This window comes from Actinomadura geliboluensis (assembly GCF_005889745.1).
Lineage (GTDB): Bacteria > Actinomycetota > Actinomycetes > Streptosporangiales > Streptosporangiaceae > Spirillospora > Spirillospora geliboluensis.
The window spans coordinates 1-14,798 of sequence record NZ_VCKZ01000233.1; the positions used below are offsets into that span (position 1 = coordinate 1).

Annotated in this window: 16 protein-coding genes; 7 read left to right on the forward strand and 9 right to left on the reverse strand. The window is 76.2% G+C overall.

What is annotated here, in order from left to right; all coding sequences use genetic code 11:
• From ETD96_RS27355 to ETD96_RS27375, 5 genes are all read left to right on the forward strand, one after another.
• A partial coding sequence (locus tag ETD96_RS27355) for an acyl-CoA dehydrogenase family protein (protein WP_138639366.1) occupies positions 1-876 on the forward strand: 876 nt, incomplete at its 5' end.
• Positions 873-1,991 (forward strand): SDR family oxidoreductase, encoded by a 1,119-nt coding sequence (locus ETD96_RS27360; RefSeq protein WP_171069256.1) that lies wholly within the window; start codon positions 873-875, stop codon positions 1,989-1,991. The genes ETD96_RS27355 and ETD96_RS27360, both read left to right, overlap by 4 nt.
• Entirely contained in the window at positions 1,988-2,947 is a 960-nt protein-coding gene (locus ETD96_RS27365) for an NAD-dependent epimerase/dehydratase family protein (RefSeq protein ID WP_138639368.1), read from the forward strand. Before ETD96_RS27360 ends, ETD96_RS27365 begins: the two co-directional genes overlap by 4 nt.
• Positions 2,944-4,458, forward strand: coding sequence for a PEP-utilizing enzyme (locus ETD96_RS27370; RefSeq protein WP_138639369.1), 1,515 nt, complete (start codon positions 2,944-2,946; stop codon positions 4,456-4,458). Before ETD96_RS27365 ends, ETD96_RS27370 begins: the two co-directional genes overlap by 4 nt.
• Positions 4,433-4,696, forward strand: a complete 264-nt coding sequence (locus tag ETD96_RS27375; protein ID WP_138639370.1) for an acyl carrier protein — start codon at positions 4,433-4,435, stop codon at positions 4,694-4,696. Before ETD96_RS27370 ends, ETD96_RS27375 begins: the two co-directional genes overlap by 26 nt.
• Here the strand turns inward: ETD96_RS27375 and ETD96_RS27380 are convergent.
• The 5 genes from ETD96_RS27380 to ETD96_RS27400 all read right to left on the reverse strand — a co-directional run bounded on the left by ETD96_RS27380 (position 4,677) and on the right by ETD96_RS27400 (position 9,880).
• A complete protein-coding gene (locus ETD96_RS27380; protein WP_138639371.1) occupies positions 4,677-5,642 on the reverse strand; it encodes a PEP-utilizing enzyme in 966 nt (321 codons plus the stop codon). The two genes, ETD96_RS27375 and ETD96_RS27380, sit on opposite strands and share 20 nt — an antisense overlap.
• The gene (locus ETD96_RS27385) at positions 5,639-7,768 is read right to left on the reverse strand and encodes an MMPL family transporter (RefSeq protein WP_138639372.1); all 2,130 of its coding nucleotides are present in this window, start codon (positions 7,766-7,768) and stop codon (positions 5,639-5,641) included. Before ETD96_RS27385 ends, ETD96_RS27380 begins: the two co-directional genes overlap by 4 nt.
• Before the next feature lies 1 nt (position 7,769).
• On the reverse strand, positions 7,770-7,982 hold the full coding sequence (locus ETD96_RS27390) for a hypothetical protein (RefSeq protein ID WP_138639373.1): 213 nt from the start codon (positions 7,980-7,982) through the stop codon (positions 7,770-7,772).
• Positions 7,983-8,072: 90 nt separating this feature from the next.
• Entirely contained in the window at positions 8,073-8,747 is a 675-nt protein-coding gene (locus ETD96_RS27395) for a response regulator (protein WP_138639374.1), read from the reverse strand.
• Positions 8,744-9,880: a sensor histidine kinase gene (locus tag ETD96_RS27400; RefSeq protein WP_138639375.1), complete on the reverse strand. Its 1,137-nt coding sequence runs from the start codon at positions 9,878-9,880 to the stop codon at positions 8,744-8,746. The genes ETD96_RS27395 and ETD96_RS27400 overlap by 4 nt, the downstream gene beginning before the upstream one ends.
• A gap of 321 nt (positions 9,881-10,201) precedes the next feature.
• Between ETD96_RS27400 and ETD96_RS27405 the strand changes: the two genes are divergently transcribed.
• A complete protein-coding gene (locus ETD96_RS27405; RefSeq protein WP_205719483.1) occupies positions 10,202-10,366 on the forward strand; it encodes a hypothetical protein in 165 nt (54 codons plus the stop codon).
• Between the two features lie 35 nt (positions 10,367-10,401).
• Here ETD96_RS27405 and ETD96_RS27410 read toward each other — a convergent pair whose 3' ends face one another.
• Positions 10,402-10,857, reverse strand: a complete 456-nt coding sequence (locus tag ETD96_RS27410) for a MarR family winged helix-turn-helix transcriptional regulator (RefSeq protein ID WP_138639376.1) — start codon at positions 10,855-10,857, stop codon at positions 10,402-10,404.
• 83 nt (positions 10,858-10,940) lie between these two features.
• Between ETD96_RS27410 and ETD96_RS27415 the strand changes: the two genes are divergently transcribed.
• Positions 10,941-12,455, forward strand: a complete 1,515-nt coding sequence (locus tag ETD96_RS27415) for an MDR family MFS transporter (protein ID WP_138639377.1) — start codon at positions 10,941-10,943, stop codon at positions 12,453-12,455.
• 19 nt (positions 12,456-12,474) lie between these two features.
• On the opposite strand, the gene ETD96_RS27420 is transcribed toward ETD96_RS27415, so the two are convergent.
• From ETD96_RS27420 to ETD96_RS27430, 3 genes are all read right to left on the reverse strand, one after another.
• Positions 12,475-13,140 (reverse strand): response regulator transcription factor, encoded by a 666-nt coding sequence (locus ETD96_RS27420; protein ID WP_138639378.1) that lies wholly within the window; start codon positions 13,138-13,140, stop codon positions 12,475-12,477.
• A gap of 20 nt (positions 13,141-13,160) precedes the next feature.
• Entirely contained in the window at positions 13,161-13,589 is a 429-nt protein-coding gene (locus ETD96_RS27425) for a pyridoxamine 5'-phosphate oxidase family protein (protein WP_138639379.1), read from the reverse strand.
• Positions 13,570-14,798 (reverse strand): sensor histidine kinase (locus ETD96_RS27430; protein WP_205719484.1); only part of this gene is annotated, 1,229 nt, incomplete at its 5' end. The genes ETD96_RS27425 and ETD96_RS27430, both read right to left, overlap by 20 nt.

The window sequence follows — 14,798 nt, forward strand, 5'->3', positions numbered from 1 at the left end:
CGCTACGGCCGGTCCGACCTGCTCGCCGGCACGCTGGAGGGCGTCCTCGCCGGCGACCTCGTCGGCTGCTTCGGCGCCTCAGAGCCCGCCGGCGGCTCCGACATCAACGGCATCGGCACCACGGCCGTCCGGGACGGCGCGGGCTGGCGCGTGCGCGGCGAGAAGAAGTACCTGTCGCTCGGCCGCGCCGCCGACTTCGCGCTCGTCCTGTGCCGGACGGGCGGCTCGGGGCTCGCCGCGCTCAGCCTGGTCCGGGTCCCCGCCGAGGGCCTGTGCGAGGTCAGGCGGCTTGCCAAGCTGGGCGCCGCGTCGCTGGAGACCACGTGGACGGCGATCGACGCGTGGGTGCCCGACGGGGCGGTGCTCGGCCGCCCCGGGCTCGGCCTGACCGCGGCGACCTGGGCGCTGAGCCACGAGCGGATGGCCGTCGCGGCGCACGCCGTCGGCGTCTGCGAGCTGGCGATCGGGTTGGCCTGCGCCCACCTGCACCGGCGCCGCCAGTTCGGCCGCCCGCTGATCGAGCACCAGGCGCTCCGGCTGCGGCTGGCGCAGCTCCAGGCCGAGCTGGTCGTGCTGCGGTCCGGCGTGCACGGCGCGGCGGCGACCGCGTTCCAGCCGGGCGGCGCCGGGGCGCGGGAGGCGGCCGCGCTGAAGGTCACCGCCGTCCGGCTCGCCGAGCGGACGGTCACCGAGTGCATGCACCTGTTCGGCGGGATGGGCTACCTGGAGGACGAGACCCCCATGGCGCGGATGTGGCGCGACGTCAGGATCGGCCGGGTCGGCGGCGGGACCGACGAGATGATGTGGGAGATGGTGGCGGGCGGGCTCGTGCCCGACTTCGCCGCCTACGACGCCACCGTCGGGGACGGCGCGTGAGGCTGCTGGTGGCGGGCGCCACCGGCCAGCTCGGCGCCGGGCTGCTGGAGACGGCGGCGGAGGCGGGCTGCACCGTGGTCCCGCTCCTGCGCGTCCCGGCGCGGGGCCGCCGGGCGGGACGGCTCCAGGCGCCCGACCCGGCGGTGGTGGGCGAGCCCGTGCACGGCGACGTCCGGTCGCCCCGCTGGGGCATGGACGACGCGGCGGTGCGGCGGCTCGCCGCCGAGGCCGACGCCGTCGTCAGCCTGGCCGGCGAGACCGACTGGGCGGGCCGCGCCGCCGACCTCCACACCACCCACGTGCTCGGCGCCGAGCACGGCTACCGGCTGGCGCGCGAGCTCGCCGCGCTGTCCGGCCGCCGCGTCCCCTACCTGTACGCCGGGTCGGCCTACGCGGCGGGCGGTGCCGTCGGGGAGATCGCCGAAGTGCCCTACCAGCGGCGCGCCGACCGGACCGTCTACGAGCAGGCCAAGTGGCTCGCGGAGCGGCGGCTCGCGGAACTCGCCGCCGACGACGCGCCGCTGCTGGTCGTCCGCCTGTGCGCGCTGGTCGGCAGCTCCGCGACGGGGCGGACGCTGCGCCGCAACTCCCTCTACATGCTCGCGGACCGGTGGGACGACCTGCCCGGCGGCGTCCTGCCCGCCATGCCCGCCGCCCGGGTGGACGCGCTGCCCAGGGACGTGGCCGCGCGTGCGCTGCTGCGCGCGGTCCGCCGCCTCGCCGGCGCGCCGGACGCGGGGCCGCTGATCTGCCACCTCGGCCTCGGCGAAGCGGCCCCCAGCGTGCGGGGCCTGCTCGACGCGGCGTTCACCGCCGACCCCGAGCGGTTCCGCCGCCCCCCGCGCGTCGTCTCCGTGACGGCCCGGCAGCTCGTCTGGACCAGCCAGAACGCGCACCGCTTCCTGCCGCTGGCGCCGGCGGCGCGCAACGCGCTGATCGGGCTGCGCTACGTCGGCCTGGACCGCGTCTTCGCCCGCCCCCGGCTGGCGGCGCTGCTCGGCGGGGACCTGCCCGCCGCCGACCTCGGCCTGCTCGCGGGGCTGCTGTTCGGCGCGCCGCGGCGCGGTCTCGACACCCCGGTCGCGGGCGGCTCGATGGCGAGGTTCCCCGGATGAAGATCCTGGTCGTCGGCGCCTCCGGCTACCTGGGCGGCGCGGTGTGCGCCCGGCTGGAGCGGGCCGGGCACGAGGTGATCGGCCTCAGCCGCTCCGGCGGCGGGCCCGCGCGGCGCGCCCTGCGCGGCGACGCGACCCGGCCGTCCCTCGCGCTGCCGGGCGACGCGCTCGACGAGGTCCGGGCCGAGGTGACCCACATCGTCACCGCCTTCGGCAGCGTCGACTGGGACGCCGGACCGGCCGAGGCCCTGGACCTGCACGCCGCCGGCGTCCGCAACGTCCTCGCGCTGGCGCGCGGCTGCGAGCGGTTCACCGGCCTCGTCCACGTCTCGTCCCTCCTCGCGCTCGGACGGGCCTCCGGCCGGGTGGGGAACCGCGAGCTGTACGTCGGCCAGACCTTCCGCAACTGGTACGAGTACGGGAAGTACGTCGCCGAGGGCCTCGTGCGGGCGGCGCGCGACGTGCCGTCCACGAGCGTGCGGTTCGGCCCGCTGCTGGGCGTCCCCGCGTCGCCGGGCGCCCTGTCGGCACGGCACGGGCTGCTCGCCGCCGTGCGCCCGCTGCTCCAGGGGTACCCCGTCCACCTGCGCGGGGGAGGGGAGTTCCCGTGCTACCCGGGCGATGTGGCGGGCGCGGCGGAGGTCGTCGCCCGCGCGGTCGAGGCGCCCGCCACGGGAGCGACCTGGACCTGGTTCGACCCGGACGGCCCGACGCTGGCGGACGTGCTGCGGGCGGTGTGCCGCCCCCTCGGGCGCGTCCCGCGCATCGTCGACAGCACCGCCATGGGCCGCCTGCAGCGCGCGCTCGCGTCCCGCGCCGGGGTGCCGCCGGCGCTGCTCGGCTACTGCGAGCCGTGGTTCGACCTGGACCCGGCCGTCCTGGACGCCGTCCCCGGCGGCCCGCCGCGCTGCCCGGCCGGATACCTGGAGGCGACGGGCCGGGAGGTCTTCGCGTGACCGCTCACTTCCCGCCGATCGACACCGACCCGCACCCGGCGTTCCCCGTCTACAGCGCCGGGAACTTCGGCGAGGTCGCGCCGGACCGGATCTCGCCGGTGTCCTGGTCGCTGGTCGGCACGCCCATGGAGCGCGCCACCCGGCGCCTCGCCGCGCGCTGCTTCGGCGAGCGCCCCTGGGCGCAGGGCGGCCACTACGTGTTCCTCGGCTACTTCGCGTGCAAGCCGTACCACAACCTGTCCGCCTACACGCGGCTGGCGAGCCGGCTGCCCCTGGTCACCCCCGAGGACGTCACCGCCGCCTACTTCGAGGGCACCCGCCCGCCGCGCCTCGGCCGGGCGCGGGAGGGCGCGCTCCGCCAGGCGGCCGCGCTGCCCCGCCTGATCAGGGAGCTGACCAGGCTCGGCCCCGCGCTGCAGCGGCTGGAAGAGGAGGTCGCCGACCTGGAATTGCTCGCCCGCACCGCCGTGTCGCTGGGCGGCGAGGCGGCCCTGGTCGAGGTCTTGACGCGCGCGGCACCTGTTCTGGACGACGCATGGGACGCCCACATCGTCGCCACCACCGGGCTCGTGCCGCTGGGCGTCGTGCAGCGGCGGGTGAACAGGCTGATCGTCCCGCACGCGGAGGCCGTCACGCCGTGGCTGAACCGTCCCGAGGAACTGGTGTGGGACCGGCTGCACGCCTTCACCGGCGACCTCGCGCCCGGCGAGTTCCTCGGCACGTCCTTCTACGAGGTGGCCGAGGACCGGGAACCGTGGTCCCGCTTCAGCGCCCGGCACCGGGCCGAGCCTTCAGCGGGCCGTCCGGACGCCGATCCGGTCGTCGACCCGGCCGAGGTCGCGCTCGGCATGCTGGGGCCGCGCCGACGCCGCCTGGCCGGTGCCCTCGCGCGGGTCATGGCGGAGACGATGGCCTCAAGGGAGCAGTCGAAGTCGCTGGTCATGCGGGTGCTGCACGTCCACCGCAGGGTCCTGCCGGAGCTGGCCCGGCACTGGCCGCTCGACGACGCGGACTGGCCCTACCTCACGATCGAGGAGCTTCGCCGCCTGCACCGCGCGCCCGGTCTCGCCGGCCGCGCGGCCGAACGGGCGGCGGCATGCGCCGCGGCCGTGGACGCGCCCATGCCCGAGCGCCTCGACTTCTCCGGCGACGGCGACGGCGCCGACGGTCGGCGGGGCCGGGCCGCGGCCCCGGTGGCGGGCACCGGGGTGTCGCCCGGCCGCGTGACGGGTGTGGTGGTGCGCCCGCCCGCCGACGAGATCCCGGACGACCGCCCCGCCGTCCTGGTGTGCGAGTCGGCGGACGCCGACGTCGCCCCGCTGCTCGGGCTGGTCGCCGGGGTCGTCACCGGGCGCGGCAGCGCGATGTCCCACATCGCCATCCTGGCCAGGGAGCACCGGCTCCCGGCCGTGGTCGGCCACCCCGGCGCCGCCGCGCTGCGCCCCGGCGACCTGGTCACCATCGACGGCACGACGGGAGAGGTCCATGCCGAACCGGCCTTCACCGGATGAGTTCCTCACCGTCCTGGAGGACGCCTACGAGGCCGCCAAGCGGATCCGGCGCAGCATCCGCATGGAGGACGACATCGCGCGGGGCCTCGGGATCGACTCCCTCGACGCCATGGAGCTGCTCCTCGTCCTGGAGCAGACCTACGGGGCGGCGCTGATCGACGCGCCCGCCATCGCCGGCGTGGAGACCGTCGGCGACCTGTACGACCTGCTCGTCCTGCTCACCGGCCCGTCACCCTGACCGCGCCGCGGGCGCCGTCGACCTCGACGCGCATCCCGGTGCGCAGCCGGTCGAGGGCGTCCGCGACGCCGGTGACGCACGGCACCCCGAGCTCGCGGGCGACGATGGCGGCATGGCACAGGCTCCCGCCGGCGGTGGTGACCACGGCGGCCGCCTCCGCCATGAGCGGCACCCACTCCGGGTCGGTGCCGGCGATCACCAGCACCGATCCGGGCCGCCACGACGGATCGCCCGGACCGGACGCGCACACCACCGTCCCCTCCGCCACGCCCGGCGCCGCGGGGACGCCGGTGAGCGGCCCGCCGCCGGCGGCCGGAGCCGGCACCGGCCGGGTGACCGGCCGGTACTGCACCCACGCCAGGCCCGAGTCCAGCACGGCGAACTCCAGGTCGGCCACGGTGTCCAGCGCGCGCTGCACGCCGAGGCAGGCCCGCCCCGCCGGGCCGGCGCCGCTCCCGGCGGAGCACTCCTCGGCGGCGCCGGACGCCCACTCCAGCCGGCCGGACTCCAGGTCCCGCCCGATCCACACCCCGGACTCCCGCGGCGGCTCGTACCGCTGGAGCACGACCGCGACCTCGACGTCCCGGACGGCGAGGCCCGCCCGCGCCTGGTAGGCCCGGACGCGCTCGCCGCCGCCCGACCGCGCGACCCGGGCGACGGCCGCCGGGAGGCCGCCGAAGCCGACGCCCAGCTCGGTGCGGAACAGCCCGGCGAAGGAGTGGACCGGGTCGTCCTCGACGGAGGCGGAGCTGCGCACGGCCCACAGGCCCGGCCCGGCGAGCCCGCTCAGGTCCGCCGGTCCGGCCGCGGCCGGTCCGGCGGGGAGCACCCAGGTCGCGGGGACGCGGAACCCGTGGCGCCGCAGCACGGCGAGCCCGCGCGCCTTGCCGCCCACCGGCGCCCGCGCGTCCTCGGGGTCCACGTCGCAGAGCATGATCGGCTTCACGAGGCGGACGATACGCCCTCGCGCCGCCCGAGGTCCTGCTCCGGCCGCTCCAGGGCGACCTTGGGGAGGCGCCTGGCCAGCGGAGCCGGGAGCCACCAGGCGTGCCGGCCGAGGAGCTGCATGACCGCCGGGACGATCAGGCAGCGGATGATCACCGCGTCCAGCAGGACGGCGACCGCGAGGCCGAGGCCGAACTGCTGGAGCATGCGGTCCGGGCTCAGGATGAACGCCGCGAACACGACGATCATGATGGCGGCGGCGGCCGTGATGACCCCGCCGGTGGCGGCGAGGCCCTCCCGGACGGCGCGCGACGGGTCCCGGGTGCGCTCCCACTCCTCGTGGATCCGGGAGACCAGGAAGACCTCGTAGTCCATGGAGAGGCCGAACACGATCGCGAAGATCATCACGGGGATGAACGCCTCGATGGGGCCGCTCTGCGCACCGAACCGGCCGTCCTGGAACACCAGGGTGATCGCGCCGAGCGCGGCGGAGATGGACAGCAGGTTCAGCAGCGCCGCCTTGATCGGGATCAGGACCGAGCGGAACACCACCATCAGCAGCAGCGCCGACATGCCGACGACGATCGCGACGAACAGCGGCATCCGCGCGGAGACGGCGTCCGAGAAGTCCTTGGCCGCGGCGGTCGGGCCGCCGACCAGGTACTCGGCGCCGGTCTTGGCCGACAGGCCCGGGAGCACGTCGTCGCGCAGGTCGTGGACGAGTTCGGTGGTCGCCGCGTCCTGCGGCGCGGTGGTCGGGTAGGCGATGACGGCGGACACCGCGCCGTCGCGGGACGGGATCGGCGGGGTCGCGGCGGCGATGCCCTCGGTCTGGGTCAGCGCCGTGCGCAGCGGCCCCGCGTCGCCCTTGGCGACCACGATGAGCGGGCCGTTGAAGCCGGGCCCGAAGCCCTCGGCCAGCAGGTCGTACGCCTGGCGGCTCGTGGTGGACGGGGCGTCGTTGCCCGAGTCGGCGAAGCCGAGGCGCATGCCGAGGGCCGGGGCCGACAGCGCGACCAGCGCCAGCACGGCGATCAGCAGCGCCGGGACGGGCCGGCGCTGGACGGCCGCGGCGAGCCGGTGCCAGCGGTCCGTGCCGTGCCGGGCCTTCGCCGCCCGCTTGCGGACGTGCCGCTCGATGCGGCCGCCGAAGACGCCGAGCAGCGCGGGCAGCAGCGTCAGCGACGCCGCCATGGTGACCAGCACGGTCAGCGCCACGGCGAGCGCCACGCCCTGCAGGGAGCCGAGCCCGAGCGCGATGAGCCCGAGCAGCGCGATGATCACGGTGCAGCCGGCGAAGAACACGGTGCGGCCGGCGGCGTCCAGGGCCCGGCGGGTCGCGGTGGCCGGGTCGGCGCCGCCGCGCAGCTCCTGCCGGTACCGGTAGAAGATCAGCAGCGCGTAGTCGACGCCGACGCCGAGGCCGATCAGCATCATGATCGGCGGGGTGAAGTCGGCGACGGTGAACGCGTGCGAGGCCAGCGCGATCAGCCCGACCGCGCCGCCCACCGCGAACAGGGCGGTGACCAGGGGGAGCGCGGCGGCCACGAGGGAGCCGAACAGCAGCACCAGGATCACCAGGGCGGCCAGCATCCCGGCGCCCTCGGCGCCGCCGCCCCCGCCCTCCTCGGCGCCGCGCACGGGATCGCCGCCGAGCTCGACGCGCAGCCCGTCCCCGGACGCGGCCTGCGCCGTTTCGATGATCTTCGTGACGTGGTCCTTGGGGACGTCCTGCGCGGACGCGTCGAGGGTGACGGTGGCGTAGCCGATGGTGCCGGTCTTCGACAGCGTCAGGTCCCCGACGCCGACCACGGAGGGCAGGCCCCGGACCTGGTCGAGCATCCGCCCGATCTCGGGGCGGTCGGCGGCCAGCCCGCCGCCGTTCTGCGCGACGATCTGGACGGTCGCGCCGGCCTGCTGGGAGCCGTGCTCGGCCATCAGGTCGGCGGCGGCCTGCGAATCGGTGCCGGGCAGGGAGAAGTCGTTGTGGTAGGCGCTGCCGGCGGTCTGCGAGCCCGCGGTGATCGCCGCGACCACGGCCACCCACAGCAGGAGGGCGGCCCAGCGGTGCCGCTGCGACCACGCGGCCAGCCGGCCGAAGCGGCCGGTGGGAAGGGGGACGGACACGTCAACCTCGGTTCATGCGGCGGGCGCCGACGACGGCGCCGGCGATGGCGGACAGGATCGGCACGACGACGAAGGCGGCCAGCAGGACGGGCGTGCCGTCCACGTCGAGCGTGCGGTCCAGGACGAAGGTGAAGAACGCGCCCACGGTCTCGGTCAGCAGGAAGCCCGCGGCCCCGCCGCAGACCAGCCCGATGAAGGCGCCCGGAATGCTCATGCCTCCAGGGTCGGGAACCGGTACCCCGCCCGGCATCGGCCGGGAGGGCGCACCCGGGGCACCCCGGAAGTTGCGGGCCCGGCGGCGCGGCTACGTCCCGGGTCGCATCCAGCGGGGGTTGACCATGCCCGACTCGTAGGCCATGACGACCAGCTGCGCGCGGTCGCGCGCCCCGGCCTTCGCCATGATGCGGCTGACGTGCGACTTGACGGTGGCGGTGCTGAGGACGAGCCGCTCGGCGATCTCGTCGTTGCTCTGCCCGGCGGCGACGAGCAGCATGACCTCGCGCTCCCGGTCGGTGAGGGAGCGCAGCCGGGGGCCGGGCTCGGGCGCGTCGACCCGCCCGGCGAACTCGCCGATCAGCCGCCGGGTCACCGACGGGGTGATCAGCGCGTCGCCGCGCGCCGCGACCCGCACCGCGTGGATCATCTCGGCGGGCTCGGTGTCCTTCAGCAGGAAGCCGGTGGCGCCCGCGCGCAGCGCGCCGTACACGTACTCGTCCAGGTCGAACGTGGTGAGGATGACGACGTGGACTCCGTCGAGCCGCGGATCGGCGGTGATCTTCCGGGCGGCCTCCAGGCCGTCCATCCGGGGCATCCGCACGTCCAGCAGCGCCACGTCGGGGCGCAGCGCGCGGCAGGCGGCGACGGCCTGCTCGCCGTCGGCGGCCTCGCCGGTCACCGTGATGTCGTCCTCGTCGTCGAGGATGGAGCGGAACCCGGCCCGCACCAGGCCCTGGTCGTCGGCGAGCAGCACTTCGATCATCGGGTGGACGCTCCGTTCCCATAGGGCAGCCGGGCCCGCACGACGAAGCCGCCGTCCGGCCCGGGGCCGGCGGTCAGCTCGCCGCCGAGGGCGCGGGCCCGCTCCCGCATGCCGTCCACCCCGCTGCCCGGCGCACCGCCGGGCGCCGCCCGGCCGGGGCCGTCGTCGGCGACCTCGACGCGCAGCTCGCCCGGCCCGCGCTCGACGCTGACGGCGACCTCCGCGCCGGGGGCGTGCCGCGAGGCGTTGGTGAGGGACTCCTGGACGATCCGGTAGGCGGCGAGCCCGACCTCCGTGGGCGGGTCGGCCGTGCCGGAGACGCTGCTGCGCACGGTGAGCCCCGCGGTCCGCGCGGACTCGACCAGGTCGCCGATGCGGTCCAGGCCGGGCGCGGGCGCGGTCGGCGCCTCCTCGTCGGCCTGCCGCAGGACGCCGAGCGTGGCGCGCAGGTCGCGCAGGGCCTCCCGGCTCGACTGCTTGATGGCGGCGAGGGCGGCCTCGCCCTGCGCGGGGTCGCGGTGGAAGCGGTGCAGCGACGTCCCGGCCTGGACGTTGATGAGCGACAGGTGGTGCCCGACGACGTCGTGCACCTCGCGGGCGATGCGCAGCCGCTCCTCGTTCGCGGCCTGCCGCTCGGCCTCCCGCAGGAACGCGACGCGGCTGTGCCGCACCCAGCCCAGCGCGACCATCGCCACCACCCATCCGGTCAGCATGAACACGGCGACGCCGTTGACGTCCTCGTTGCCGAGCAGCGTCCCGGTGCCGGTGGTGATCACGGTGAGCGCGGCCAGCACCACGGCCGCCTCGATCCGGCCCTGCGCCGCGACCAGGTACAGCGCCACGATCACCGCGATCATCAGGCCGCCGTCGTGGACGCTGGTGACGTAGTACACGCCGGTCGCGACGAGGACGAAGGCGGCGACGGTCACCGGGAACCGGCGGGCGAAGTACAGCGCCCCGCAGGTCAGCAGGATCAGCGCCCAGCCGGCCGCCGTGCGCGCCCACGGCTCCCGCCAGGCGTCGCCGATCACCGAGTTCAGGCTGCTGACCGACACCACCGCCAGCACGCCGCCGGCGAGGGCGGCGTCGCGGAGCCGGCCGCGCGGCGGACGAGGACTGCGCCGACCACCCATGCGAGCACCTTAACCGGGCCCCCGGCCCGGCCCCGTCCGACCCGCGGCCCAAGACGCCCGGCCGGACCCGCAACCTGGGGTGTAGCCGCCGCCCGCCGGTATGCGACCGGGGGATGAGCTAGCCGGACGGGAGCAGGCGGGCGCATTCGCCGCAGGCGCGGGACGAGGCCGCGACAGCGGCGTGCGAGGCCGCCGCGAAGGCGCCGGACAGCAGCATCAGCGGCCAGTCCGAGGCGACACCGGCGGCGGCGACCAGGGCGAGCGCGGCGAAGGCTCGCGTCGGTCGCCCTCACGGCGGTCGCCGCGGGCGTCCTCGCGCTGGTGATCCTGCCCGGCCAGCGGAGGCTGCTCGACCTGCCCGCGGACGCGGCCGGACGGGACGCGGCGGCGGCCCGGCTCACCGCGTTCACCGGCGTGTTCAACGTGCTGTGGGCGGTCGTCGTCGTGCTGATGGTCGTCCGGCCGGGCTCGGGCGCCGGGGGCTGAGCGCGAGCCCCGGCCACGGGGGGCCGCGGGGCGCGTCAGCCGTCGTAGCCGTGGACGAACCGGGCCAGGAGGCGGGCGAACTCGGCGCGCTCGGCGTCCGTCCAGTCGCCCATGGCCTTGGCGAAGTGCTCCTGGCGGGTCTGCCGGGTGGCCTCGACGACGCGCCGGCCGGCGGCGGTGAGTTCGAGGTGGATGCGGCGGCCGTCCTCCTGGGACGCGACGCGCCGCACGTAGCCGGACTTCACCGCCTCGGCGACGATGCGGCTGCCGCGCGAGGCGTCCACGCCGAGGCGGGCGGCGACCAGGCCGACGCTCATCTCCTGGCCGGGGTCGTCGGGGCCCTCGTCGATCACGTCCACGACGTGCAGGACCTGCACGTCCACGGGGAGGTTGTGCTCGCGGACCGCGGCCTTGCCGAGCCGCTGCCGCGACATCCCCCGGCGCAGCCTGACCATGCTCCGCTCGACCGAGTCGAGTGCCTCCTCGCCCATGCCCGCCAGTCTAGTTGGCTTGCGCAGCTCAACCATGTGCTCTTAGCATTCAATTGCTCAAAGCATAGAAATGAGAGGTGCACATGGTTGCGACGACCGCGCCGGCGGTGCCGATGCCCCGCCGGCACCGGCTGGCGGTGTTCGGCGGGCTGCTGCTCGCCGGGCTGATGTCCTCGCTGGACGCGACGGTGCTCGGCACCGCGCTGCCGGCGATCGTCGGGGACCTCGGCGGGCTCGACCGGATCGCCTGGGTGTCCACGGCGTACGTGCTGGCCACCAGCGTCACCGTCCCGCTGTCGGGGCGCCTCGGCGACCTGTTCGGGCGCCGGACGATCCTGCTCACCGGGCTCCTCGGCTTCCTGGCCGGGTCGGCGGCCTGCGGGGCGGCGCCGAGCATGACCTGGCTGATCGTGTTCCGGGTGGTGCAGGGCGCCGCCGCGGGCTGCCTGATGAGCTCGATGTTCGCGCTCACCGGCGACCTGTTCGAGCCGCGCGAGCGCGCCAAGTACCAGGGCTACTCGGCGGTGATCTTCGCGGTGTCGAGCATCGCGGGGCCGCTGCTCGGCGGGTTCCTCTCCGACCACGCCTCGTGGCGGTGGGTGTTCTACGTCAACCTGCCCCTCGGCATCGCCGCCACGGCCACCACCGTGCTGTTCCTGCGGCTGCCCCGGCCTGCGGGCAGGCCGCGCGTCGACTACCCCGGGATCGTGCTGCTCGGCGCGGCCGTCACCTGCTTCACCCTGTTCACCAGCTGGGCCGGGACGCGGTACGCGTGGGGCTCGCCCGCCGTCCTCGGGCTGGCGGCGGGCTCCGTCGCGCTGTTCGGCGCGTGGGTGCTCGCCGAGCGGCGGGCCGCCGAGCCGATCATCCCGCCGCGGCTGTTCCGCGACCGGTCGTTCAGCGTCGCCTGCGCCGTCGCCGCCGTCGGCGGCGCGACCGGCTTCGGGCTCGCCACCTACCTGCCGATGTTCTTCCAGGTCGTCGGGGGAGTGGACGCGACCCGCTCGGGGCTGCTGCTCCTGCCGATGATGGCCGCGCTGCTGGCCGCCTCCATGGGCGCCGGCCGCCACATCCACCGGACCGGCCGCTACCACCGCCTCCCGGCGGCGAGCATGGCGGTCAGCGGGGCGGGCATCGCGCTGCTGGCCACGATGGACGCCGGGACCGGACTGGTCGCCGCCGGGTGCTACATGGCCGTCCTCGGCTTCGGGGCCGGGCTGTCGCAGCAGGTCGTGATGCTGATCGCGCAGAACGCGGCACCGCCCCGCGACCTCGGCGCGGCCAGCTCCGGGGTGTTCGCGACCCGGATGCTCGGCACCGCCGCCGGGATGGCCGTCTTCGGCGCGATCGTGGCGAACCGGTTCGCCGAGGAGGTCGTCCGGCGCGTCCCGGACGGGCGGGTCCCCGCGTTCGCCGACGCCGTGCGGCCCGAGGTGCTGGCCACCCTCCCCGAGCCCGTGCGGGACGGCGTCGCCGCCGCGTTCGCGGACGCGTTCTCCACCCTGTTCATCACCGCGCTGCCCGTCGTCGCGGTGGGGCTGGCGGCGGCGCTGCTGCTGCGGCACGTCCCACTGGCGCCGCGCGGCCCCGGCCGATAGCCGGGCCGCGTCTCGGCCGCTAGTCGTCGAGGTCGGCGTCGTGGACGAGCAGCGCGATCTGCACCCGGTTGTTCAGGTCGAGCTTGGTCAGCAGCCGCGACACGTACGCCTTCACGGTGGCGACGCTGAGCGACAGCTCACCGCCGATCTCGCCGTTGGTCCGGCCCCGCCCGACGAGCGCCGCCACCGCCCGCTCGCCGTCGGTGAGCCGGGCCAGCAGCTCGCGGGCGCGGTCCCGGCGCGGGTCGCCGCCGCGCTCGGCCACGTACGACATCATCCTGCGCAGCACCGCCGGCGACATCATCGGCTCGCCCGCCGCGACCTGCCGGATCGCCCGGACGATCTCCGGCGGCGGGGTGTGCTTCAGCAGGAAGCCGCTGGCGCCCGCCCGCATCGCCCGCAGGATGTGGTCGTCGGTGTCGAACGTCGTCAGGATGATGATCTCGGGCGGCTCGCGCCGCGAGCGCAGCAGCGCGGTCGCGGCGAGCCCGTCCACCCGCGGCATCCGGACGTCCATCAGGACGACGTCGGGCCGGTGCTCGTTGACGGCGGAGACGACCTCGGCGCCGTCGGCGACGTCCCCGACCACCTCGACGCCGGCGGCGTTCGCCAGCATCATCGACAGGCCGGCGCGGACGAGCGCGTCGTCGTCGACGATCAGCACCCGGACGGGAGGGGAGTCCATCCGATCACCCTACGGGCCGGTCAGGGCCGGCGCAGGCGGCGGCCGCTGACCTCGTGCGCCGCCAGCCGGAACCACTCGTCGCGGTCGCCGCCCGGCCACGGCCGCACCTGGGCCACCTCCGCCCGCTCCTGCTCGGTCAGGTGGTGGGTGCCGCCGCGCAGCAGCACGCTCCACCCGACGTGGTCGGTCTCGTCGAACCGGTCGACCTGGAACGCCGCCCGGACCTCGCCGCCCACCACCGAGGTCAGCAGGCTGCGGTTCATCCGGCCGGACGACGACGTCCGGAAGATCACGGCGTCGCCGTCCACGGCGTAGTTCACCGGGATCACGGTGGGGCCCTCGCCGTCGTCGAACGCGACCCGGCCGATGGTGCCGCCCTCGATGAGCCGCAGGCACTCGGCGCGGTCGAGTTCTTCCAGCACGGGCCGGTCAGAGGAGTTGGCTGCCATGCACCTCACCCTTCCCCCCGGCCTCGCCGGCATGCGCGCCGGTGAGCGGCAGCCGGGCGCGCAGCCGGAACCGCCCGTCGCCGGTGCGGCCGTGCTCCAGCGTCCCGCCGAGCAGCGCCACCCGCTCGCCGAGGCCGACGAGCCCCGCCCCCGCGCCCGGCAGCGCGCCCGGCAGCGCGGCCGCGGGCGGCCCCGGCGGCAGCCCGTTGACGATCTCGATGTCCAGATCGCCGCCCGCTTCGAGGACGACCCGGACGTCCGCGCCCGGCGCGTGCTTGCGCGCGTTGGTCAGCCCCTCCTGGACGATCCGGTAGGCGTGCCGCCCCACCCGGTCGGGGACGGAGCCCGGGTCGAGGACGCCGTCCTCCAGCACGACGCGGGCGCCGGCCCGCCGCGACTCCCGGACGAGCCCCGCCACGTCGGCGAGCGTCGGCTGCGGGCGGTCGGGCTCGGCGCCGGCCGCGTCGTCGCGCAGCACGCCGATCACCTCCCGCAGGTCCTCCATCGCCTCGTAGGCGCTCCGGCGGATGACCCCGGCGGCCTCGCGCTGGTCGGCGGGCGCGTCCGGGCGGTACTCCAGGGCCCCCGCGTGCACGGCGAGCAGCGAGATGCGGTGCGCGAGGACGTCGTGCATCTCCCGGGCGATCCGCTCCCGCTCCAGCAGCCGGGCCTCCTCGACCCGCAGCCGCTGCTCGGTCTCGGCGGCGCGGGCCCGCTCCTCGATCGACGCGATGAGCTGCCGCCGGGACCTGACCAGCATCCCGGCCGTGATCAGCACCGCGTACAGCAGGGCGAACATGACGGTGCCCTGGCGGAACTGCTGCCAGGTGGAGGTGATCCAGAACAGCGCGGTGATGACCGCCATGTTCGCGGCGGCGACCGGCAGGGCCCGCTGCCACGGGCGCAGCATCGCCAGTGAGTACACCGCGATCGCGGCCGCGCCGAGCGCCGAGGTCGCCGTCCACTGGGCGAAGATCATCGTCACCGCGACGCCCACCGGGTACCGGCGCCGGAACAGCAGCAGGAAGAGCAGGGAGAGCGAGCCGACCGCGAGGTCGCGGGGCACCGAGATCTCCACGTCGGGAGGCGGGTCCTCCTTCGTGCCGAGGAGCAGCAGGACGCCCAGCACGGCCGCGGCGGCGGCCAGGCCCGCGTCGCCCGCCCACGCGCGCCACGACCGCCGGAACAGGTTCACCCGCCCCACGGTAG

What these genes read in the sequence shown, in the direction of transcription:
- ETD96_RS27365 (WP_138639368.1), top strand. Translation starts at nt 1,988, where the DNA reads ATGAAGATCCTGGTCGTCGGCGCCTCCGGCTACCTGGGCGGCGCGGTG.
- ETD96_RS27375 (WP_138639370.1), top strand. Translation starts at nt 4,433, where the DNA reads ATGCCGAACCGGCCTTCACCGGATGAGTTCCTCACCGTCCTGGAGGAC.
- ETD96_RS27390 (WP_138639373.1), bottom strand. Translation starts at nt 7,982, where the DNA reads ATGAGCATTCCGGGCGCCTTCATCGGGCTGGTCTGCGGCGGGGCCGCG.
- ETD96_RS27395 (WP_138639374.1), bottom strand. Translation starts at nt 8,747, where the DNA reads ATGATCGAAGTGCTGCTCGCCGACGACCAGGGCCTGGTGCGGGCCGGG.
- ETD96_RS27400 (WP_138639375.1), bottom strand. Translation starts at nt 9,880, where the DNA reads ATGGGTGGTCGGCGCAGTCCTCGTCCGCCGCGCGGCCGGCTCCGCGAC.
- ETD96_RS27410 (WP_138639376.1), bottom strand. Translation starts at nt 10,857, where the DNA reads ATGGGCGAGGAGGCACTCGACTCGGTCGAGCGGAGCATGGTCAGGCTG.
- ETD96_RS27415 (WP_138639377.1), top strand. Translation starts at nt 10,941, where the DNA reads ATGGTTGCGACGACCGCGCCGGCGGTGCCGATGCCCCGCCGGCACCGG.
- ETD96_RS27420 (WP_138639378.1), bottom strand. Translation starts at nt 13,140, where the DNA reads ATGGACTCCCCTCCCGTCCGGGTGCTGATCGTCGACGACGACGCGCTC.
- ETD96_RS27425 (WP_138639379.1), bottom strand. Translation starts at nt 13,589, where the DNA reads ATGGCAGCCAACTCCTCTGACCGGCCCGTGCTGGAAGAACTCGACCGC.